We start from the raw sequence: 20,900 nt of genomic DNA, 5'->3' as shown, positions 1-20,900 counted from the left end.
CGCTGCCGTGGGAGAACCGCTATAGGCGAGCTTCCCCAGCGAAGCTTTGATGGCAATTTCCCAAACGCTTACAGCGCTTACATAAATGGTCTCGGCCGGGTCTGAAAGAATCTCTCTCGCTCGTAGGCCCAACCTTGGCGATTCGCTGTCCCACCAGAGGAAGACCTGCGTATCCAGCAGATAAGTCATTCGGATTCTAGGGGCCTCTCAAAGATCGCGAGCCCGTCACCCGCCAAGGGCGAATCGAAATCATCGGCAAGCGCCGTAAGCTTCAGCGCATGAGCCGGACGACGCGGCGTTCTGGCGGGCGGAGGAAGGGTTACGAGCCGCGTGCGCAGGCCATCGGCAGCAACAATCACAACATCTTCGCCCCCCGCCGCCCGCTGGATGAGACGCGACAAATCGCGTTCGGCCTCTTCAAGGCTTACGGTTCGAGACATCGGCTCCTCCTCGGCAGGCGACACAAGTTTAGCCCATGTTCGGCACGGGCGGCTAGAGCCTAAGCCCTCTCCACCGCCGCTGCCAGCGACGCCCGCAGCCGGATGATCTCCGCCTTCAGCGCGGCAAGCTCCGGCAGGTCGAGCCCCGTTGCCGACAGGATGCACGGCGGCACGCTTTGCGCCTTCGTCTGCAACGCCTGCCCCGCTTCGGTCAAATACAGCCGAACTTGCCGCTGGTCTTCCAGCGACCGGCGGCGTTCGACGAAGCCCGCCGCCTCAAGGCGCTTTAGCAGCGGGGTCAGCGTGGAGGATTCGAGGAACAGCCGCTCGCCCACGTCCCCCACCGTCTGCCCGTCCTGCTCCCACAGGATCATCATGACGAGGTATTGCGGGTAAGTGAGGCCCAGCGCGTCCAGCAGCGGCTTATAGACCCGCGTGAAGGCGTGACCGGTGGAATAGACCGCAAAGCAAAGCTGATTATCCAGGTGCAGCCATTCGTTCGACATTGGGTGTCTCCTCGCCTCAAAAAAATTATCGCACGACCTAATCGTACACGCTTGACAGGGGTAGATGAAAGAGTGCATAACAATCGCACACGATCTAATCGCTCACGATGTTAAACAGGAGCCAATCATGAAGACCCTCGTTGCCAGCCTTGCCGTCGCTACCGCCCTTTCCGCCGCCGCCCTGGCCGCAAGCCCCGTGCTGGAGCCCGGCACGCAAAAATTCATCGACGCCGTCGCCGCCTCCGGGGGCGCGCCGATCTACACGCTGACGCCCGAAGCGGCCCGCGACCTGCTGCGCACAGTGCAAAGCGGTGCCGACCTGCCGAAAGGCGTGAGCGTCAAGGACAGCAAGCTGCCGGTCGGCCCCACGGGCGAAACCCGCATCCGCATCCTCCGCCCCACCGCTGCCAAGGGCGCGCTGCCCGCCCTCGTGTACTTCCACGGCGCGGGCTGGGTGATGGGCGATACGCTCACCCATGATCGGCTGGTCCGCGAATTGGTCGTGAAAGCTGGCATCGCCGTGGTCTTCGTCGATTACGAGCGCTCGCCCGAAGCGCGCTACCCGACCGCCATTGAACAGGATTACGCCGTCACCAAATATGTTGCCGAACATGGCGCGAAACTTGGGCTCGATCCGAAGCGCATTGCCATTGGCGGCGATAGCGTCGGCGGTAATATGACGGCGGTGGTGGCGCAACTGGCGCAAGAACGCGGTGGCCCGGCGCTGAAAGCCCAACTGCTGTTCTACCCGGTGACGGACGCGAGCATGGACAATGGCTCCTATAAGGAGTTCGCCAATGGCCCGTGGCTGACAAAGCCGGCGATGGAGTGGTTCTGGAACGCCTATCTGCCCCAAGGCGCGAACCGGGCCGATCCGAAAATCTCGCCGCTGAACGCCAGCAAGGCGCAGCTCGCCAAGCAGCCGCAAGCCCTGGTTATCACTGCCGAAAACGATGTTCTGCGCGACGAAGGCGAAGCCTATGCCCGCAAGCTGATCGAGGCCGGGGTCGTCACAACGGTGACACGCTACAATGCCACCATTCACGACTTCGTCATGCTCAACGCCCTGTCCGCAACCCCCGCCACCCGCGCCGCGCTCGATCAAGCCGCAAGCTTCCTCAAAGCCGCCCTGCGCTAACCCTTAACCCCTCCCCCAAGACCATCTCTCTCTCTGAAAGGAACGATCATGTCCGTCAATGTTCTCTACAAAACCTCCGCCCGTGCTACTGGGGGCCGCGATGGCCGCTCCGCCACTCTCGACGGCAGCCTGGACGTCAAGCTGACCACGCCGAAGGAACTCGGCGGCGCGGGCGGTGAGGGCAATAACCCCGAACAGCTTTTCGCTGCCGGCTATGCCGCCTGCTTCATCGGCGCGCTGAAATTCGTCGGCAGCCAGACCGGCGTGAAGGTTCCCGCCGACACCGCCATCACCAGCACCGTCGGCATCGGCCCGCGCTCCGAAGGCGGCTTCGGCCTCACCGTCGCCCTTGCCATCGAGTTGCCGGACCTGGAGCGGAAAGTTGCCGAAGAACTGGTCGAAAAAGCCCACCAAGTGTGCCCCTACTCCAACGCCACGCGCGGCAATATCGATGTGAAGCTGAGCATCGTCTAAGGGAAAGGTCGGGGGCGCTGCCCCCCGACACCCCCGCTCAAGGGGCTTGCCCCTTGAGAATCCATTGTTCTGGGAAAAATAAAACGGTCATCGGTAAGTTTTACCGATGACCGTTTCTATATCGGTTCCCCAAGGGGCAAGCCCCTTGGGTCGGGGTTGTTAGGGGCGGACAGCCCCTAACCTTGCATCGCTTAAATGCCTTCGCCTTCGACACTCATCGCCCGGCCCAAATCGCTCCGGACGCGCTCGATAGCGAGCGCGGCTCCCCGTTGGCGCGGACGCGGGTCGAGAATGTCGTGGCTGGCGGTGATATGGGCGGGTTTGCCCCCGAGCAGGATTACCCGGTCGGCGAGGTAGACGGCTTCGTCGATATCGTGCGTCACCATCAGAATGGTGGTGCCGCTGGCTTTCCAGATGCGCAACACTTCGTCCTGCAACTGGGCGCGGGTGATGGCGTCGAGCGCGCCGAAGGGCTCGTCCAGCAGCAGCAGATCGGGTTCGACCGCGAGTGCCCGCGCAAGGCCGACGCGCTGGCGCTGGCCGCCGGAAAGCTGGTAGGGCCAGCGGGTGTGAAACTCCGACAGACCAACGAGAGCCAGGGCGGCTTCCGCGCGCTGGCGTTGCTCGGCTTTCGAGAGCCCGAGCCCTTCGAGGCCGAACATCACATTCCCCAAAATCCGCCGCCACGGCAGCAACCGGGCTTCTTGGAACACCAGCGCGCTGGGGCGGCTGTTCGGGCGCGGCACGAGGCGGCTGGTGACGGTTCCGGCGGAGGGTTTCGAGAGATCGGCCAACACGCGTAGCAGGGTGGATTTCCCCACGCCCGACGCGCCGACGATGGCGACGAAATCGCCGCGATTAAGGGTGAGGTCGAGGTTTTCCAGCACCACCGTCCGCCCGCCATCGGCTTGCGGATAGGCCAGTTGCAGGCCGGAAATCTCGATGATCGGCGGGTTTAGCGTTGCCATTGCAGCACCAGGGCCGTCAGGCGGCCAAACAGAATATCGGTAAGGCTATAGAGCCCGGCAATCGTCAGCATATAGAGCACGACGACGGAGGTTGCGAGCAGGGAAGAGGCTTCCATCATGCGCGCGCCGATGCCGGGAATGCCGAAGAGTTCGGCGGCGACCACCGCCATCCAGCCTTGGCCGAGGGCGATGCGGATACCGTTGAAAATCCCTGGGGCGGCGGCGGGCAGCACGATCTTGAACAGCTTCGCCAGGCGCGAGCGGTGCCCGAAGGCCTCCGCCACTTCCAGCAAATCGGGATCGACGCCGCGCACCGCCGCAAAAGCCGCGAAATAATTGATCCAGAACACACCGATGGCGATGATGAAGGTCGCCGCCGCTTCGGTGATGCCGAACCAGATGACGGCGAAAGGAATCCAGGCGATCCCCGGAATCGGGCGCAGCACCCGGACGATGCCAAGCTGCAAAGCTTCGAAGGTGCGCGACAGGCCCGCCGAAATCCCCAGCGCAATGCCGAGGCCCGAGCCGAGCAGCAGCCCCGCCGCATAATGGCCGAAGCTGCCCTGAACGGCCTTCCACCAATGACCGCTCGCCCATTCGCGCATCGCCGCCGCCGGAATCATCGACGGCGGCGGGGCCAGCGTGCGGGAGAGCAACCCGCTCTGCGCCAGCGATTCCCACAGCCCTAAAAACACCGCCAACCCGACGAGCGAGAGGATTAAGCGATGAAGCTGGGTTCGATCTTTAACGAGGGGAATCGCAGGCGCAATCGAGGTCACTGGGCAGCGGCTTTCTTATAGGGGCCAACGTCGAATAAGGTATCGAGCGGAACGGTCTGCGGCAACGTGCCGATTTTCGCCTGGAAAGTCTGCATTTTTTCGACCGACGCCCGAATCGCATCGGGATTGGCTTCGAATTTCGACGAGGGCGAGGCCAGCGCGCGTTCGATGGTGCCCTGATCGGTCAGCCCCGCGCCAATGAACTTATGCACCGCCGGGGCCGCCTTCTTCGGGTCGGACGCCAGCAGTTTCGTGGCGCGAACGTGCAGGGCGACCAGCTTATCAATCGCTTCCGGATTGGCCTTGCGCGCATCATCCCGCACCGCCAGTACCGAGCCGGGTTGGCCTGGAAAAATCTCGCCGCCGAGGCCGACGATTTTCACTTCCGGGTCGATATCGCGAATGATGGTAATCACCGGCTCGCGCACCGCCGCCACGTCGACGGCTTTCGCCAGCAAGGCTTGCTGGGTTTTTTCGATGCCCATCGGCAGAATCTCGATCTGGTTCGGATCGAGCTTGCCGACTTCCTGTGCCCAATAGCGCGTGACCGTATCGGGCACCGAGCCTGCGGGCTGGGTGGAGATTTTCACCTTCTTGCCGGTTTCCTTGAAGAAAGCCGGAACCGCCGCCGCTGCCGAGCCGGTTTTCGCCACGAGGTCGGCAAAGGTCCCACGCCCGACCAGCGCAATCTCTTCCGTCGCCGTCGCCGCCAGCACCGTCACGCCGATGCCATTGGCTTTGGCGACGATGAAGGGGCTGACGCCCGCATAGAGAATATCGAGCTTGCCGGACGCGAGCGCCTGGATCATCGCCGGGCCGCTATCGAAGCGGGTGATTTGCAAATCGAGCCCCGCTGCCTTCGCCCAGCCTTCGCCTTCCATCACGAAAAGCTGCGAGACGCCGAGAACGGGGATATAGCCGACTTGCAGCTTCACCGGCGCTTGGGCGGCAACCGGCAGGGCCGCGACGGCAAGGCTGGCGGTAACGCCGAGAAGGGCGGCGCGGCGGCTGAGGCGGGAGACGAGAGAGCGCATGGGAAATCCTCTGAAAAATCTGGATTTCACAAAATCACACTCGCCCCTGCGTGTAAAGTTCATACCACAAACAACATTCGTTATATGTGATATGGCTCCTATGCGGTCGGCTTTGTCGCGACCAGGGAGGGGCGGGTTTCAATCGCCGCGTACCAAGCCGCCAACCGGGGGCGGCCCGTGCGCCATTCGATATGGGGCAGGCGAAAATCGATGTAGCCCAGCCCGCAGGCGACGGCGAGGCTACCCAGCGTAATCGGCTCCAACTGCCGCGCCTGGCCTTCCAGCCAATCCGCCGCCGCCATCATCGCGGCTTCCTGGCGCGCAAGATAGGCCTGCGACTGTTCGGCGTCGGTCCGCATGCTTTCCATGCGCGTACCGAAGGCCGCATCACAAATCCCGTCGCCCAAGGCTTGCAACCGCAACACCGACCAGCGCGCCGGGCCACCCAGCGGCAGCAGATCGGTATTGCTCGCCAGCGCCAGCAGATATTCGACGATCACCGGGCTGTCGAACAGCGACTCGCCGTCTTCCAGTACCAGCGTCGGCACTTTGCAGAGCGGGTTTTGCGAGCGCAGCGATTCTTCCTGGTGCGGATTGGTTGGAACGATCTCCACCTCGTCCGACAAGCCGGTTTCATGGACGATCACCATCACCTTGCGCGCGTAAGGCGACGCTGACGCGAAGCGGAGCTGAAGCATCGTTTATTCTCCAATTTTCGGGAAGACCGACGCTACCACCTAAAAGCGATCCTTGCGACCTCGGATCTCCGCAAAAACCGCAACCGGGTCCGCGTTCACGGCAAGGCCGAGCTTCGCCGCCATCTCCCCATCATCGGCGCGCAAGAAGGGGCTCGCCGCCGTCTCCTGCCCGATCAAGGCCGGAACCGTCGGCAGCCCTTGCGCCCGTTTGGCCCGAATTTCCACGCCGTAAGCGCTGAGCGCCGGATCGCCGGGCAGGAGATGTTCGGCGAAGCGCAGGTTGCTTTCGGTATATTCATGGGCGCAATAGATGCGGGTGTCGGCAGGCAGCGCGCGGAAGCGCTTCAGCGCGTCCCACATTTGCGCGGGCGTGCCTTCGAACAGCCGCCCGCAGCCGAGCGCGAACAGCGTATCGCCGCAAAACAGCGCGGCACTCTCCGCGCAATAATAAGCGATATGCCCGCGCGTATGGCCGGGTACATCCATCACCAGGGCTTCCGAGGCCCCGAGCGCTACCGTCTCGCCATCCGCCACCGCCCGATCAATCCCCGGAATCCGGTCGCGGTCCGCCGCCGGGCCGATGATCGTGCACCCCGTCGCCGCCTTCAATTCGAGATTGCCGCCGACGTGATCGCCGTGATGGTGCGTGTTCAGAATCGCATCGAGCTTTTCGCCCGCAAGCGCGTCCAGCACCGGCTCGGCATCGGCGGGATCGACGACAAAGCGAAAGCCAGTCGCGGAATCGACCGCGAGGAAGATGTAATTATCGCTGCGGACGGGCAGTAGGGTGATCGTGAGCATGGCCGCAGTTTACGGTGTTTTGCCGCGCAAGGAAATCAGCGCGTCAGAATCAGCACCACACCGAACAGCGCGAGCGCCGTCGCCGCCCAGGACACCCAACTGAGGCGCACGCCGAAGAAAATCCGCAAAATAGGCAGCATCAGAATCGGCGGCAGCGCGCTCAAGATCGCCGCGAGTCCGGTTTCGACGTTGGCGATGGCGTAGGAGACGAAAAACACCCCCCCACCGGAAATCGACCCGGCCAGCGCAATACGCTTCCACAAACGGCCCGGCTGGCGGAAAGCGCTGGGGCGGGTAATCAGCAGAAACAGCGCAAGCGAGCCGAGCGCGCGCAAGAAGGCCACCAGAATCGGATCGACGCCCGCGATCAGCGCCGGTTTTTGCAGTAACGAGCCGCCCGCCTGCCCCAAACCGCCCAAGAGGCCGAAAAGGATGCCGACCGTCAGCGCGCCGGGTTCGGGCGCAAGGCTCGCCGCTTCTTTTTCTTTTCGGGCGACGGCCAGGGCAATGCCGCCGAGCGCCAGCGCCCCCCCGAGCAGCGCTTGCAGCGGCAAGCTTCGCCGAGCAGCGCCCAACCGAGAATAACGGTAAAGGGCGCGGCACTCATATAAATGAGACTGCCGAGGCGCGGGCCGATCATTTTATAGCATTGGAACAGCGCCACATCGCCCAACGACAGACCGATGAGGCCCGACAGCACGGCCCAGAAGCTCGCGTCCCACGTCAGGTGGCTCCAATCGGCGAACAGGCTGGCCGCCGCGCCGAGCAGCACAACGAAAATCACCATGCGGCTGCGGCTAAAGGCGACCGAGCCGATTTCCTTGATGACCGGCGTTGCGATCAGCGGACCCAAGGTCCAGCAAAGCGACGCCATCAGCGCCGACGCTTCCCCCAACATTGTCTTGAGCTCTTTGTTTAGATGGAATGAACGCCGAGATTGGCGATGAAATCGTCGAGCAACTCGCCGATACGTTTGGCGTCGGCCTGATCCATGATGGTGCGGGCTCTGCGGCTGGCCTCGGTGAGGCTGAGAGCGCGGATGCGCTCTTTCACGCTGGGCAGCTTGGGCGCCGACATCGACAGCTCACGCACGCCGATCCCCAGCAGCAGCGGCACGAAGCGCGGGTCGCCCGCGATTTCGCCGCAGATGCTGACGGGGATGCGGTAGCGCAGCCCGGCTTCCACGGTGAATTGAATGAGGCGCAGCACGGCCGGATGCAAGGGCTCGTAGAGGGCGGCGACGCGCTCGTCGCCCCGGTCGATGGCGAGCGTATACATGGTCAGATCATTGGTGCCGATGGCGAAAAAGTCGGACACCGCCGCGAGACCATCGGCCGATAGGGCCGCGCCCGGCACTTCGATCATCACCCCCAGGGGCGGCAGTTTTTTCCGGTACATTCACCTTGCGGCGCTTCAGGCGCTTATGCACCCGCTCCAGGGCTTCGCGCGCCTGATGCACTTCGCCGATATGGGAGATCATCGGTAGCAGAATCCGCACTGGGCCGTGGACCGCCGCACGCAGAATGGCGGCGAGTTGCGTGTCGAACAGGCGCGGATGGGCGAGCGACAGGCGCACGCCGCGCACGCCTAAGGCCGGGTTCGGCGCTTCCTCCAACGGCTCGCCGATCTGCTCGCGCAGCGCCGGGGCCAGCTTATCGCCGCCGACATCGATCGTGCGGATGGTGACGGGGCTGCCCTCCATCCCCTCCACCACCTCGCGCAGAAACTCATACTGCTCGTCTTCATCGGGCGCGTGATCGCGGTTCATATAGAGGAATTCGGTGCGCAGCAGCCCAACGCCCTCCGCCCCCACCCGATGCGCGCCTTCAAGGTCGCGCGGCAGTTCGATATTGGCGTTGAGGCCGATGGTGAAACCGTCCGTGGTAATCGCAGGCACGTCGCGCAGGCGGGAGAGGCGCTTGCGCTCCTTCTTCAGCGCCGCGCCTTCGGCCTCGTAGCGCGCGCGGGTTTCCGGCGTCGGATGCGCGATGAGCTTGCCCGCGTGCCCATCGAGAATGATCGGATCGCCGGTTTTCAGCCCTTCGACCAAATGGGCAATGCCCAGGATCGCCGGGACGCCGAGCGAGCGCGCCATAATCGCCGTATGGCTTTCCTTGCCCCCCGTTTCGGTGGCGAACCCCAGCACCAGTTTTGGGTCGAGCAGCGCCGTATCCGCCGGGGTCAGATCGGCGGCAATCAGAATACAGCCCTCGGGTAGGTGCTTCAGCGCCACATAGGGGGTTGCCATCAGGCAGCGGATGAGCCGTTCGCCGACCTCGCGCACGTCATCGCCGCGCGCGGCAAGATAAGCGTCGCCCATGCGCGAGAAGCCGTCGCTGATTTCGGCAATCGTCGCGCGCACCGCCGCTTCGGCATTCAGGCGCAATTCAGAAATCAACTTATCCGCCGTGCGGATCAGACGCGAGCCCGCCAGCATTTGCAGGCGCGCATCCAGCAAATAGCCCAATTCTTCCGCCGCCGCCGGGGGCAGCGACTGGGATTTAACCTTGAGCTTCTTCAACTGCTTAGTGGCGAGCGCCACCGCATCCTTCAGCCGCTGCGATTCGGCTTCGAGCCCGTCCGCCTCGATCAGATATTCCGGGGTCGAGGGCGCGGTATCGTCGGAGACCCAAGCGGTGCCGAGGGCGATCCCCGGCGCGACGCCGAGGCCCTGAAACACCCGCTCGCGGCCCAGCGGCGGTACAGCATCGGCCCGGTCGCTTTTCATTCTAGTTACTCTTCATGAAATTTCTCGGCCACCAGGGTCGCGAGCGCGTCCAGCACCGCATCGGCTTCCACTCCGGACGCGGAGAGCGTCAGGCGCGTGCCGGGGGAGGCGGCCAGCATCATCAGCCCCATGATCGAGCGGCCCGAGACTTTTTCCACCTCTTCATCCGGCTCGGTTTCGGCATGGTAAACTAGCACTTCCGCATCGAACATTTCGGCGGTTTTCACGAATTTGGCCGCCGCGCGCGCGTGCAGGCCGCGCTTATTGGTAATCAGCACCTGAACCGAATGATCCTGTTCCACACCCATATCCTAGGCCTCGCCCGCCAGCAGCCGCGAGGCGACCGCGATATATTTTCGTCCCGCTTCCTGAGCTTTGGCCACCGCTTCAGGCAGTTTTATGGTTTCGCGCAAGGACGCGAGCTTTATCAGCATCGGCAGATTAACCCCAGCGATGACCTCCACCGGCGCCTTATCCATGATCGAAATCGCAAGGTTGGAAGGGGTGCCGCCGAACATATCGGTGAGCACAACCACCCCATCGCCCTCATCGACCTGGGCCACGAAATCGAGAATATCTTGACGCCGCCGCTCCATATCATCCTCAGGGCCAATGCACACCGCAACGCAATTGCGCTGCGGGCCTGTGACATGTTCAAGAGCCGCGATGAATTCTGCTGCGAGGCGTCCGTGGGTTACGAGGACCAGACCGATCATGCTTGCCTTTCCCCGGCGTTGGCGCAAAGCGCGTGCCCGTCGACTTTCGGACGGCAACGCCTTTGCAGATGCATAAGAAACAGCCCGCGCGAGACCTTGGGCCGACGGGCACGAAGCCTCCCACAGCGGCGGCAGCGGGAGAGTACAAAAGATTGAGGGCACGGCCCTGTCAAGACAATCGGCGTCACAAGGCTCCCCCCGCCCCATCCCGAACGACGCTTTCCCGCCCGGCTCGCGCCGGACGATTGTCTTTCAACTCGCGGTGATGGATGCCGGCACCCCAGCCGTTTTCGGTCAACCACGCCGCCGTTTGCTCGGCCAGAAACACCGAGCGGTGCTTGCCGCCGGTACAGCCGAAAGCAATCGTGAGGTAACTTTTGCCCTCTTCCTGATAGCGCGGCAGCAGCGGCAGAAGCAGTTGTTTGAAGTTGGCAAAGAACGGCCCGAAATCGGGGTCTTGCTGAATATAGGCGGCAACGCCGCTGGTGCGCCCATCGAAGGCGCGCAAGGATAAATCGTAATAGGGGTTGCGCAGGAAGCGCACGTCGAACACCAGATCGGCCTCGCGCGGCAGCCCCTGCCGGAAGGAGAAGGAGAGCACGGTGACGGTCAGCAGGCTGCGCCCGTCCTTCACCTGCACCAATTCCTGCATTAAGCGCCGAAACTCACCGGGGGCTAGAACGGTAGTATCGATCACGTCTTCCGCCCGCTGGCGCAACGGGCCGATCAGGGCGCGCTCCAGCGCGATGCCATCGGCGGCGGGCCGGTCGGCGGCGAGCGGGTGGCGGCGGCGGGTTTCGGTGAAGCGCCGCACCAGCGCGTCATCGTCGCAATCGAGGAACACCAGTTGCGGGCGCGTGCCGGAATCCGTCTCGATCTTATCGAGCGCGAGCAGCAGTTCATCGACCGAAAAACCGCGCGTGCGAATATCGATACCAATGGCCAGCGGCTCGGCGATGCGGTCGTGCAGTTGCGCCACCATCGGCAGCAGCGGCAACGGCAGATTATCGACCGCTTCATAGCCGATATCTTCGAGGGCGCGCAGGGCCGTGGATTTCCCCGCGCCCGACATGCCCGACACCACGAGGATGGGGGATTGGCTTTGGCTCACAATATCCCCATCGGTCGCATTTGGTCTCGGCCCGCCCGTGATACTCTCTCAGAAGCCGACGATAGCCGATTCCGGGCGCGGGCAAAAGCGCTCGTCATACCGGGTCCACTGGGAGGGGATCGGGCGGGGCCAGTAGTTTCGGGCTGCGCTCGGTCAATATCCGCACGGCGAGGCGCACTTTGGCCGGGGCCGAGGGCTCCAGCGCATTCAGGCACCAGCGCGGCAGCGTGACGCCGAGAAACACTTCCGTATCGGGATCGGGCAGCCGCTCGGGCCGATCTTCGGCGGCCAACACATCCACCACCATATGCACCGGGCAGAGACTCTGATGCGGCAAGCGCACGAGCCCCAGGCCGCGCACCTCAAGCAATCCCGCGAGCCCCGGCGGCGGCGAGGCCACCAAAATCGGCCCGCCCGCCGTGAGCGCCGTACTGAGCAATGTACGATCATCGGCCACCAGCGTCGCGCCGCCATCGATGAGGCGCAGCGCGAGATCGGATTTCCCCAAGCCGGAGGGGCCGCGCAGCAGCAAGCCGACCCCATGCAGGGAAATGCAGGTGGCGTGAATGCTGGGGCCGTCCGGGGTCAGATCGATGGGCTGCACCTCCGTGCCGCGCCGGGCTGGTGGCGCGGCACCGAGGTGCGGGTCGAGTGGAAGAGATGGATGGGACTCGGTCATGTCAGCCTCCTCAAGGAACCTCACCCTTATACCCGCAACCCCCGCGCCACCGGCAGCGTGACGATGAAGGCCGCGCCGGTTACGTGGCCGTCGAAATGGTGCCGGTTTTGCGCCGTCAGCGTGCCGCCGTGGGCCTCGATGATCTGCCGCGAAATCGAAAGCCCCAGGCCCGAATGGGTGCCGAAGTTCTCGGCCTTCGGGCGTTCGGAATAGAAGCGTTGGAAAATCGCCTCTTCCTTGCCCGGCGGAATGCCCGGCCCATCGTCTTCGACGGTTGCGATCACCCGCGCGCCGTCGCGCCGGACCGAGAGGCGAATACTGCCCTCCGGCGGGCTAAAGCTGCGGGCATTGTTGATGAGATTGCGGAACACCTGCACCAGCCGGTCTTCAACGCCCAACACCGTCAGCAAGCCCCCCGGCGCAACGGTCAGCGTGATCGGCACCGCGCCTTCGGGGTCGGTTACTTCATACACACCGACCAGCGCCCCCATCAGCCGCCCGAAATCCAGCGGTTGCGGCTCGGCGCGCGCCATTTCGGCATCGACGCGGGAGGCAGCGGCGATATCGGTAATCAGCCGGTCGATGCGCTGCACGTCGAGGCGCACAATCGTCATCAGCTTGGCGCGCTTCTCCGGGTCTTCCAGCCGACCCACCACATCCACCGCCGAGCGCAGGGAGGAGAGCGGGTTTTTGATCTCGTGGCTCACGTCCGCCGCAAACCGTTCGATAGCCTGAAGCCGCTGGTGCAGCGTTTCGGTCATGGCCTTGAGCGCGGTCGAGAGGTCGCCGATTTCATCGCGGCGCTTGCTGAAATCGGGAATAGCGGCATTGGCCCGCCCCTGGCGCACCCGTTCCGCCGCCAGCGCCAAGCGGCGGATCGGGCGGGCAATCGTGCTGGCCAGATAGAGCGACATCAGAATCGTCACCACCAGCACGAGGCCGCCCAAGATCATAATATCGGCGCGCACCCGGCGCAGGGATTCATCGATTTCGGTGGAAGCGCGCGACAGCATCAGCACGCCGACAACTTCGCGGTAGCGCTGAATCGGCATGGCGATGGTGAAGATAAAATGGCCATTGTCGCTAACATAGGCCGCCGCCGCCGGGTCGCCCAGCATCGCGCTCGCCCCTTCGGGATAGTCGGAGGCGCGGCGCAGCGGGCGCGTGTCGTACTGCGGAAAATTATCGCGCCGGGGCAGCGCGTTGAACACCCAATCATAGGCGCGCGACAGCCACGGCCCCACCCCATCGGGTTCCCCCGGTAGCGGGGCGACGCTGACCATGCCGTTCGGGTGCAGCACCAATTGACTATCGATCAAGGGGGTGCCGTCGCGCTCGAACACTTGGGCGCGGGCGCGGGTTTGCAAGGCGAACCGCCGCACCATCGGCCGCGCCACCGATTCGACGATGCGCAACTGCTCCAAGCTGGTCAGCGCCGTCGCCCCCTCCCCCAGCGCGCCGGACATCAGCCCGGCTTGCATGGTCAGCGCTTCGATTTCGGCGCGCACCAGGGCTTCCTGGTAGCGGTCGAGATAGAGCAACCCCAGGCCGAGCATCAGCGGGGCGAGCAGATTGACCGCGAGGATGCGCACCGAGAGGGTGGAAATCCGCCGCCGCTTCTTGGCAGCATCGCGCACCCCAGCGGCGGCTTTCTGCTCCCCGACGAGGGCGATATGGTCCGGCGCGGCGCCCGCTTTCGGGGGCGGCGGGCTAGGACGAGAATCGGTAGCCAACGCCATACAGGGTTTCGATTTCGGAAAAATCTTCGTCGGTGACTTTGAATTTTTTACGCAAGCGCTTGATGTGGCTGTCGATGGTGCGGTCATCGACGAAAGCGCTTTCGCCATAGGCGGCGTCGAGCAATTGATCGCGGCTCTTCACATGGCCGGGACGCTGAGCGAGCGCCATCAGAATGAGGAACTCCGTCACCGTCAGGTCGATCGGCAGGCCCTTCCAGGTGCAGAGGTGGCGCTTTTCATCGAGGGCGAGATTGCCGCGCACCATCATCGCGGGCTCGTTCGCCGCTACCGCTTCGCGCCGCCGCAGCACCGCGCGAATGCGCGCCAGCAGCAGGGTTTGACTGAAGGGCTTGCGGATATAATCATCCGCCCCCAGCGACAGGCCGGTCAGCTCATCCTCGTCATCATCCTTGGAGGTCAGGAAGATCACCGGCAGCGAGCTGGTTTTGCGCAGGCGCTCCAGCACTTCCAGCCCATTCAGGCGCGGCATTTTAATATCGAGCACCGCCAGATCCGGCGGCTTGCCAAGAATGCCTTGCAGGCCGCTTTCGCCATCGGGGTAGGTGCGCACTTCGAAGCCTTCGGCTTCCAGCAGCATGGAAACGGAGGTCAGGATGTTCTGATCGTCATCGATTAACGCAATGGTCTGCGGCATTCTCTGCCCTTCTGCTGATGGCTGGGTCATTCTAGCCTGGGTATGCCACGAGTTTACGGCAAAAAAAGGAAGCGACGATATGGATTTAACCCTGGAAGCCCGGACGATCCTCACCAAAGCCCGGCGCGGCGCGCTGGCAACGCTGATGGGCGACGCGCGCGATCCTTACGCCTCCTTGGTTTCGACCGTGGTCGGCGACGATTTGATGCCGCTCTTCCTTTTCTCTACCCTCGCCCAGCACGCGCAGAACCTTTCGAACGATCCGCGCGCCTCGCTGCTGCTGGAATCCGACAGCGTCGCCACCGCCCCCGACGCGCTCGCCGCCGGACGGGTGACGCTGCAAGGCATTATCGAGCCCGCCGATAAAGAGGCACTGCGGGGGGTCTATCTCGCCGCCCATCCCGAGGCCGAGATGTACTATCAGTTTACCGATTTCCACCTGTACCGCCTGAACGCCCCGCGCCTGCATTTCGTCGCCGGCTTCGGGCGGGTGGTGTGGCTGGAAATGGGGATGCTCTTATAGCGCGAGCGCCCAGAAAGCCGATCAAGCGGATTTTTTATCGAAGAACAACAGAAGAGGCGAATAATAGCCTAAATAGGGTAATATAATAATAAAAAATTGCATTTTCGCCAACAAATGAGAAGACACTCCGCCGATAGGAAGATCGAGTAACGCCACGAAAATGGCGGTTAAACCAAAATAAACCGATGTAGATAAAAAAAGCATAAGCACTCTTTGAAATCGATGAATACACAGAGAAAAAATTAATGCGGATATATATATCGCGAGGACAAAATCACCCCCACACCGGAAATATCTCCCACAAGAGATTCCTATATTATAGGAATTGAATAATATAGTTAGAGCAATCGGAACTAACGCAAACAGAAAAATCAGCAAAACCAATATCGATCTCTTCATCGCACCATCCATTTTCGGTCACGCGTAAATCCATCTTTTCCAAGGAGTTTACCATAAATCTTCCCGCGAGAAGTTTGTAAAGGCACCACAGTTTTCCGAAATAAAAGACGCCGGAGCGCTACCGCCCCGGCGTTTCCGTAGTCGAAGCGGGAGCCTAAATCCCTGGGGTCAGGCTGCTCTGAATCTCCGAGCTTCGCTTCAGCGTCTCACTCACGGGGCAGCGGTCGGCCACCTCCAACAAACGTTGGCGCTGTTCGTCGGTCAGCGGGCCGTGCAGCGTAATGATCCGCTCGAACTTATCGCGGTTTTCCTTATCGGCGCGCACGAGATGGCGCAGGCGCACTTCGATCTTTTCCAGGGGGAATTGTTTGCGCTGGGCGTACATGCGCAGCGTCATCGACGTGCAAGCCCCTAGGGCCGAGAGCAACAACTCGTAGGGGTCCGGCCCGGTATCCTTGCCGCCGACGCTTTCCGGCTCGTCCGCACTCAAAACATGATGGCCTGCGGTGATAAACTGGCCATAGGGGCCATTGCCGCTTTCCGCGACGGTGACAAGACGCTCGTGCATGGCAGGCTTCCTTCCAAGAAAAACCCCCGCGTGTGACGGCGGGGGTTTCAGATTAGGCGGCGCGCTCGCGCAGCGCGACGGGGCAGGCGACGACGCGATTGCCGACCAGGATCGGCTCGGGCCGGATTTCGCTGCACGTCGGCACGACCAGCGGACAGCGCTTATGGAAGGCGCAGCCGGAGGGCGGGTTGAGCGGCGACGGCAACTCGCCCGACAGGCGCGGACGGCTTTCCGGCGGCTCGCCAATCGCCCGCAGACGCGGACGGCTGCCCAGGAGGGCTTGCGTATAGGGGTGGCGCGGGTCTTCGAAGATTTGCTCCACCGGCCCATATTCCACGGGACGGCCCAGGTACATCACCATCACATCGGAGGCGATGTGGCGGACGACGCCGAGATCGTGCGAGATGAACACATAGGCAAGGTCGAACTCGTCCTGCAAATCCATCAACAGGTTCAATACCTGCGCCTGGATCGACACATCGAGCGCCGACACCGGCTCGTCGGCAACCACGATACGCGGGTTCAGCATCAGCGCGCGGGCAATGGCGATACGCTGGCGCTGGCCGCCCGAAAACATATGCGGATAGCGCCCATAGAATTCGGGCCGCAAGCCGACCTTCGCCATCATGCTTCCGCCGCCGCCCGCCGGTCCGCCGCGCTCATCGCGGGCCGGTTGATCGCCAGCGGCTCTTCGAGCGCACCGCCAATCGTGTGGCGCGGATTGAGCGAGCCATAGGGGTTCTGGAACACCATCTGCACGCTCTGGCGCAGGTGCTTGCGCGTCGCGGCATCGGCCTGCGTCACCGGCTTGCCGTCGATGAACAGCTCGCCCTCGGTCGGCTCCTCGAACAGCGCCAGCAGGCGCGCGAGGGTGGATTTACCGCAGCCGCTTTCGCCGACAATCGCCAGCGTTTGCCCGGCATTGAGGGTGAAGGACACGCCATCGACGGCTTTCACCGTCGCGCTCGGCTGAAACAGCCCCCGGCTAACGCCGTAATGGCGGCGCAGATCGACCGCCTTCATGAGATCGGTCATTGCACGGTCTCCATCGCCATCGGTTGCCCTTTTCCGTCAAGCGGCGTGTGGCAGCGCACGGCCCCGCCGAAGGTTTCGGCCCGCAAGGCCGGGGCATCATCGCGGCAACGGTCGGTCACGAAACCGCAGCGCGGGTTGAACAGGCAGCCTTTCGGGCGGTCGCCGATCCCCGGCACCACGCCCGCAATCGTCGGCAGGCGCTTGCGGGGGCCGCCGAGCACCGCCGTGGCATGTTCCGGCAGCGCATTCAGCAGCGCCCCCGTATAGGGGTGACGCGGCGCGGTGAACAGCCGCTCCACCGGCGCTTGCTCCACCACTTGCCCCGCGTACATGACCTGCATGCGGTGCGCGGCTTCCGAGACAACGGCCATATCGTGCGTAATCAGCACCATCGTCATCTTCTGCTCGCGCTGAAGCTGCGTGAGCAAATCCATGATTTGCGCCTGAATGGTCACGTCCAGCGCCGTCGTCGGCTCGTCGGCGATCAGCAGGCGCGGGCGGCAGGAAATCGCCATCGCAATCATAATGCGCTGGTTCATCCCGCCCGAAAGCTGGTGCGGATAGGCCGAAAGCCGCGACGCCGGATCGGGAATGCCGACCTGGGTTAGCAATTCCAGAATCCGTTCCCGGCGCTGCGCCTTCGTCGCCGTCGTATGAACCTTCAGGGCCTCATCGATTTGATATTCGACCGTAAAGCAGGGGTTCAGGCTGGTGGTCGGTTCTTGGAAGATCATGGCGATATCTTTGCCGACAATCGCCCGGCGCTGGGCCGCATTGAGGGACAGAAGATCGCGCCCATCAAAGCTGAGCTTATCGGCGCGAATAAGGGCGTAATCGGGCAAAAGCCCCATCGTCGCCAGCATCGACACCGATTTGCCGGAGCCGGATTCGCCGACCACGCCCAGCACTTCGCCTTCGGGAACGGTGAGATCGACGCCATCGACCGCGCGGAACAAGCCGCGCGACGTGGGAAATTCGACCGTGAGATTGCGGATTTCAAGCAGGCTCATGAGCGTTTCAACTTCGGATCGAGAGCATCGCGCAGACCGTCGCCGATCAGATTAAAGGCCAGCACCGCCAGCAGAATGGCGACCCCCGGCAGCGTCACCCACCAGGCGCGTTGCAGATATTGCGTGGCGTCGGACAGCATGGTTCCCCATTCCGGCGTTGGCGGTTGCGCGCCTTGCCCAAGGAAGCCGAGCGCCGCCGTATCCAGAATCGCGGTCGACAGACTAAGGCTCGCCTGCACAATCAGCGGGGCCAAGCAGTTCGGTAGCACCGTGCGGACCATGAGGCGGAACTTGGACGCGCCGATCATCCGCGCCGCCAGCACATAGTCTTTCGACATTTCCGACAGAACCGCCGCGTGGGTCAGGCGCACGAAACTCGGCAGCAGCACGATACAGACGGCGACCATCGCATTGTTCAGCCCCGGCCCGAGAATGGCGACGATGGTCAGCGCCAGCAGCAGTGTGGGCATAGACTGAAGAATATCCATGAACCGCAGCAGCGCGATTTCCACAATCCCCCGGAAGAACCCGGCGATCAGCCCAAGGCGATACCGATGACGATGGATACCGCCACCACAACGACCGCGATCACCAGCGATACGCGCGCGCCGTAGAGAATGCGCGAGAGAATATCGCGGCCAATATCGTCAGTGCCGAGAATGAAGCGCCAACTGCCCTCGGCGTCCCACACCGGCGGGATCAGCAAGCCGTCGCGGAACTGTTCGATCGGATCATGGGGGGCCACCCAGGGCGCAAACGCCGCCAGGAACACCATCGACAAAATCAGAATAAGCCCGGCGAGCGCCCCGCGATTGCTGGAAAACTCCAGCCAAAACAGGCGCATCGGCCCCGGCGGGGCGGAAACGGGCGCGGATTTGGAAGCAAGAGTGGTCATAACCCCTCCCTAACGCTTGTGACGGATGCGGGGGTTGATAACGCCATAGGTCAGCGTCATCAGCAGATTGACGAGGATCGTCGTGGTCGCGATCAGCATCAATGCCCCTTGCAGAATGGGATAATCCCGGCGCGACAAGGCTTCGATCAGCCATTTGCCGATGCCGGGCCAGCTAAAGATCGTCTCGGTCAGCACCGCGCCGGAAAACAGCGTGGAGACCTGCAAGCCGATGACGGTGACGACCGGGATCAGCGCATTGCGCAGCGCGTGGACGGCAACGACCCGAAACGGCGAAAGGCCCTTGGCGCGCGCCGTGCGCACATAATCTTCCTGCAAGACCTCCAGCATGGCCGAACGCGTCATCCGCGCAATCACCGCCATCGGAATCGTGCCAAGCGCAATCGCGGGCAACGCCAAATGCCGCAGCGCCGACCAAAAGGCCTCATATTCGCCCAAAATCAGCGTATCGATCAAAACGAAGCCGGTGACGGGCGGAAAGAAATAAATCAACCCCAAGCGGCCGGAAACCGGCGTCCACCCCAACGTCATCGAGAAAATCAACACAAGAATCAGCGCCCACCAGAACACCGGCATCGAATAGCCCGCGAGCGCCACCGTCATCACCGAATAATCGGTCATGGTTTTTCGTCGCACCGCCGCAATCATCCCCGCTGGCAAGCCGACCGCCACCGCAAATAGAATGGCGGCAACCGCCAGTTCCAGCGTGGCCGGAAAGCGGGCCAGGAACTCATCCAGAACCGATTCCTTGGTGTAAATCGAGCGCCCGAGATCGCCCTGAGCCATCTTGCTCAGGTAATCGACATATTGCTCCCACACGGGCCGGTCGAGCCCCAACGCCGCCAAGCGTTCGGCGTAGACCGCCTCGGGCAACCCCCGGTCGCCCGACATGATCTGCACCGGATCGCCCGGCACGATCCTAATCATCACGAAGGCCAGCAGCGTGACACCAATGAAGGTGGGAATCGTCAGAGCGATCTGGCGAAAAAGAAAAGACAGCATGGATGAATGGTTCCCTGGGGCAGTCTCGCGCAAGACCTCGAACGGCTTTGCGGAAATATTAAAATGCGAGCCGCCAAGCCTTAAATCGAGAGGGCCGGAAACGCGTAAGCGTCCGGCCCTCCCGTTACAAAACCCCTAAGGCTACTTCATGGATACGCCGTAGAACTTGAAGTGACCCAGCGGATCGACCTTGAAGCCTTCAACGTTCTTCGCCATCGGCACGGTTTGCACTGCGTGGGCAACCGTCAGCCAAGGCGCTTCATCCTTGAAGATCACCTGAGCTTCTTTGTAGAGCTTGCCGCGTTCGGCGCGATCCGAGGTCTTGCGGGCCTTCTGGATCAGCTCTTCAAAGCCGGGATTACACCAACGGGCATTGTTGCCGCCGGTCTTCGCCGCACCGCAACCGAGCAGTTCGTAGAGGAAGTTATCGGGATCACCAGTATCGCCGGTCCACCCCAGCATGACGGTCTGATGCTCGCCGGCACGGACGCGCTTCAGATATTCCGCCCAATCGTAAGAAACGATCTTGGCCTTAATCCCAACCTTCGCCCAGTCCGCCTGAACGATTTCGGCCATGCGCTTGGCCGCCGGATTATAGGGACGCGCCACCGGCATCGCCCACAGGTCGATTTCGGTATCGGCCGGAACGCCTGCTTCCGCCAGCAGCTTCTTGGCCGCTTCCGGATCGTAGGCGTAATCCTTAATGTCGTTGTTATAGGCCCAGCCGATAACCGGCGGGATCGGGTTTTTGGCAATCTCGCCAATCCCACCCGGATAAATCGCATCCAGGATGGTCTTCTTATTGACGGCCAGGTTCAGCGCTTGGCGCACGCGCTTATCGCCGAACGGGGCTTTTTCGGTATTGAAGGAGATGTAACCGACGTTCAGGCCCGCCTGTTGCAGAACCTTCAGGTTGGCATCCTTCTTCAGCGCTTCGACATCCGCCGGGTTCGGATAGGCGGCGACATGGCATTCGCCCGCCTT

Annotated in this window: 29 protein-coding genes; 3 read left to right on the top strand and 26 right to left on the bottom strand. The window is 62.8% G+C overall.

Annotation, left to right across the window (positions count from 1 at the left end):
- From VZ95_RS26855 to VZ95_RS08640, 3 genes are all read right to left on the bottom strand, one after another.
- On the bottom strand, positions 1-189 hold a 189-nt coding region (locus tag VZ95_RS26855), incomplete at its 3' end, for a type II toxin-antitoxin system VapC family toxin (RefSeq protein WP_232302557.1).
- A complete protein-coding gene (locus tag VZ95_RS08645) occupies positions 186-440 on the bottom strand; it encodes a hypothetical protein (RefSeq protein WP_045775490.1) in 255 nt (84 codons plus the stop codon). The genes VZ95_RS26855 and VZ95_RS08645, both read right to left, overlap by 4 nt.
- Before the next feature lie 59 nt (positions 441-499).
- A complete protein-coding gene (locus tag VZ95_RS08640; protein WP_045775489.1) occupies positions 500-946 on the bottom strand; it encodes a MarR family winged helix-turn-helix transcriptional regulator in 447 nt (148 codons plus the stop codon).
- Between the two features lie 127 nt (positions 947-1,073).
- On the opposite strand from VZ95_RS08640, the gene VZ95_RS08635 reads away from it, so the two are divergent.
- A complete protein-coding gene (locus VZ95_RS08635; RefSeq protein ID WP_045775488.1) occupies positions 1,074-2,084 on the top strand; it encodes an alpha/beta hydrolase in 1,011 nt (336 codons plus the stop codon).
- 48 nt (positions 2,085-2,132) lie between these two features.
- Entirely contained in the window at positions 2,133-2,558 is a 426-nt protein-coding gene (locus VZ95_RS08630; protein ID WP_045775487.1) for an organic hydroperoxide resistance protein, read from the top strand.
- Between the two features lie 191 nt (positions 2,559-2,749).
- Here the strand turns inward: VZ95_RS08630 and VZ95_RS08625 are convergent, their stop codons facing one another.
- From VZ95_RS08625 to VZ95_RS08560, 15 genes are all read right to left on the bottom strand, one after another.
- The gene (locus VZ95_RS08625; RefSeq protein WP_045775486.1) at positions 2,750-3,526 is read right to left on the bottom strand and encodes an ABC transporter ATP-binding protein; all 777 of its coding nucleotides are present in this window, start codon (positions 3,524-3,526) and stop codon (positions 2,750-2,752) included.
- Positions 3,514-4,305, bottom strand: coding sequence for an ABC transporter permease (locus VZ95_RS08620; RefSeq protein WP_456297687.1), 792 nt, complete (start codon positions 4,303-4,305; stop codon positions 3,514-3,516). Before VZ95_RS08620 ends, VZ95_RS08625 begins: the two co-directional genes overlap by 13 nt.
- On the bottom strand, positions 4,302-5,339 hold the full coding sequence (locus tag VZ95_RS08615) for an ABC transporter substrate-binding protein (RefSeq protein WP_045775485.1): 1,038 nt from the start codon (positions 5,337-5,339) through the stop codon (positions 4,302-4,304). Before VZ95_RS08615 ends, VZ95_RS08620 begins: the two co-directional genes overlap by 4 nt.
- A gap of 98 nt (positions 5,340-5,437) precedes the next feature.
- Positions 5,438-6,037: a glutathione S-transferase gene (locus VZ95_RS08610; protein ID WP_045775484.1), complete on the bottom strand. Its 600-nt coding sequence runs from the start codon at positions 6,035-6,037 to the stop codon at positions 5,438-5,440.
- Positions 6,038-6,076: 39 nt separating this feature from the next.
- Entirely contained in the window at positions 6,077-6,838 is a 762-nt protein-coding gene (gene gloB, locus VZ95_RS08605; RefSeq protein WP_045775483.1) for a hydroxyacylglutathione hydrolase, read from the bottom strand.
- A gap of 35 nt (positions 6,839-6,873) precedes the next feature.
- A complete protein-coding gene (locus VZ95_RS08600; protein ID WP_045775482.1) occupies positions 6,874-7,392 on the bottom strand; it encodes a DMT family transporter in 519 nt (172 codons plus the stop codon).
- A complete protein-coding gene (locus tag VZ95_RS08595; RefSeq protein WP_198148174.1) occupies positions 7,281-7,712 on the bottom strand; it encodes a DMT family transporter in 432 nt (143 codons plus the stop codon). The genes VZ95_RS08600 and VZ95_RS08595 overlap by 112 nt, the downstream gene beginning before the upstream one ends.
- A gap of 41 nt (positions 7,713-7,753) precedes the next feature.
- Positions 7,754-8,203 carry a putative PEP-binding protein gene (locus tag VZ95_RS28125; protein ID WP_269747088.1) on the bottom strand — a complete coding sequence of 150 codons (450 nt, stop codon included), beginning with the start codon at positions 8,201-8,203 and terminating at the stop codon, positions 7,754-7,756.
- Positions 8,124-9,566 carry a phosphoenolpyruvate--protein phosphotransferase gene (locus VZ95_RS08590; protein ID WP_269747087.1) on the bottom strand — a complete coding sequence of 481 codons (1,443 nt, stop codon included), beginning with the start codon at positions 9,564-9,566 and terminating at the stop codon, positions 8,124-8,126. The genes VZ95_RS28125 and VZ95_RS08590 overlap by 80 nt, the downstream gene beginning before the upstream one ends.
- 5 nt (positions 9,567-9,571) lie before the next feature.
- Positions 9,572-9,874: an HPr family phosphocarrier protein gene (locus tag VZ95_RS08585; protein ID WP_045775480.1), complete on the bottom strand. Its 303-nt coding sequence runs from the start codon at positions 9,872-9,874 to the stop codon at positions 9,572-9,574.
- A gap of 3 nt (positions 9,875-9,877) precedes the next feature.
- Positions 9,878-10,282 carry a PTS sugar transporter subunit IIA gene (locus VZ95_RS08580; RefSeq protein ID WP_045775479.1) on the bottom strand — a complete coding sequence of 135 codons (405 nt, stop codon included), beginning with the start codon at positions 10,280-10,282 and terminating at the stop codon, positions 9,878-9,880.
- Positions 10,283-10,466: 184 nt separating this feature from the next.
- The gene (gene rapZ, locus VZ95_RS08575; protein ID WP_232302555.1) at positions 10,467-11,393 is read right to left on the bottom strand and encodes an RNase adapter RapZ; all 927 of its coding nucleotides are present in this window, start codon (positions 11,391-11,393) and stop codon (positions 10,467-10,469) included.
- Positions 11,394-11,487: 94 nt separating this feature from the next.
- The gene (locus VZ95_RS08570) at positions 11,488-12,072 is read right to left on the bottom strand and encodes an HPr kinase/phosphorylase (RefSeq protein WP_084627662.1); all 585 of its coding nucleotides are present in this window, start codon (positions 12,070-12,072) and stop codon (positions 11,488-11,490) included.
- A gap of 26 nt (positions 12,073-12,098) precedes the next feature.
- Positions 12,099-13,811 carry a sensor histidine kinase gene (locus VZ95_RS08565; protein ID WP_084627661.1) on the bottom strand — a complete coding sequence of 571 codons (1,713 nt, stop codon included), beginning with the start codon at positions 13,809-13,811 and terminating at the stop codon, positions 12,099-12,101.
- Entirely contained in the window at positions 13,783-14,466 is a 684-nt protein-coding gene (locus tag VZ95_RS08560; RefSeq protein WP_045775477.1) for a response regulator transcription factor, read from the bottom strand. Before VZ95_RS08560 ends, VZ95_RS08565 begins: the two co-directional genes overlap by 29 nt.
- Positions 14,467-14,545: 79 nt before the next feature.
- On the opposite strand from VZ95_RS08560, the gene VZ95_RS08555 reads away from it, so the two are divergent.
- On the top strand, positions 14,546-14,989 hold the full coding sequence (locus VZ95_RS08555; RefSeq protein ID WP_052711610.1) for a HugZ family pyridoxamine 5'-phosphate oxidase: 444 nt from the start codon (positions 14,546-14,548) through the stop codon (positions 14,987-14,989).
- A gap of 553 nt (positions 14,990-15,542) precedes the next feature.
- Here the strand turns inward: VZ95_RS08555 and VZ95_RS08545 are convergent.
- From VZ95_RS08545 to VZ95_RS08520, 8 genes are all read right to left on the bottom strand, one after another.
- Positions 15,543-15,956, bottom strand: coding sequence for an OsmC family protein (locus VZ95_RS08545; protein ID WP_045775475.1), 414 nt, complete (start codon positions 15,954-15,956; stop codon positions 15,543-15,545).
- A gap of 52 nt (positions 15,957-16,008) precedes the next feature.
- Positions 16,009-16,584, bottom strand: coding sequence for an oligopeptide/dipeptide ABC transporter ATP-binding protein (locus tag VZ95_RS29220; RefSeq protein WP_408606077.1), 576 nt, complete (start codon positions 16,582-16,584; stop codon positions 16,009-16,011).
- Positions 16,581-16,991 carry an ATP-binding cassette domain-containing protein gene (locus VZ95_RS29215; RefSeq protein ID WP_408606076.1) on the bottom strand — a complete coding sequence of 137 codons (411 nt, stop codon included), beginning with the start codon at positions 16,989-16,991 and terminating at the stop codon, positions 16,581-16,583. The genes VZ95_RS29220 and VZ95_RS29215 overlap by 4 nt, the downstream gene beginning before the upstream one ends.
- Entirely contained in the window at positions 16,988-18,001 is a 1,014-nt protein-coding gene (locus VZ95_RS08535; protein WP_045775474.1) for an ABC transporter ATP-binding protein, read from the bottom strand. Before VZ95_RS08535 ends, VZ95_RS29215 begins: the two co-directional genes overlap by 4 nt.
- Complete coding sequence (locus tag VZ95_RS28730; RefSeq protein ID WP_332308045.1) at positions 17,998-18,513, bottom strand: ABC transporter permease subunit; 516 nt, start codon at positions 18,511-18,513, stop codon at positions 17,998-18,000. Before VZ95_RS28730 ends, VZ95_RS08535 begins: the two co-directional genes overlap by 4 nt.
- 23 nt (positions 18,514-18,536) lie before the next feature.
- Positions 18,537-18,896, bottom strand: coding sequence for an ABC transporter permease family protein (locus tag VZ95_RS28725; RefSeq protein WP_332308044.1), 360 nt, complete (start codon positions 18,894-18,896; stop codon positions 18,537-18,539).
- Between the two features lie 9 nt (positions 18,897-18,905).
- Positions 18,906-19,916 carry an ABC transporter permease subunit gene (locus VZ95_RS08525; protein WP_045775473.1) on the bottom strand — a complete coding sequence of 337 codons (1,011 nt, stop codon included), beginning with the start codon at positions 19,914-19,916 and terminating at the stop codon, positions 18,906-18,908.
- Between the two features lie 141 nt (positions 19,917-20,057).
- A partial coding sequence (locus tag VZ95_RS08520) for an ABC transporter substrate-binding protein (RefSeq protein ID WP_045775472.1) occupies positions 20,058-20,900 on the bottom strand: 843 nt, incomplete at its 5' end.

Source organism: Elstera litoralis, from assembly GCF_000963705.1.
GTDB lineage: Bacteria > Pseudomonadota > Alphaproteobacteria > Elsterales > Elsteraceae > Elstera > Elstera litoralis.
Note: the sequence above shows the minus strand (reverse complement) of the source record. Positions and strands in the feature narration are given on the sequence as shown.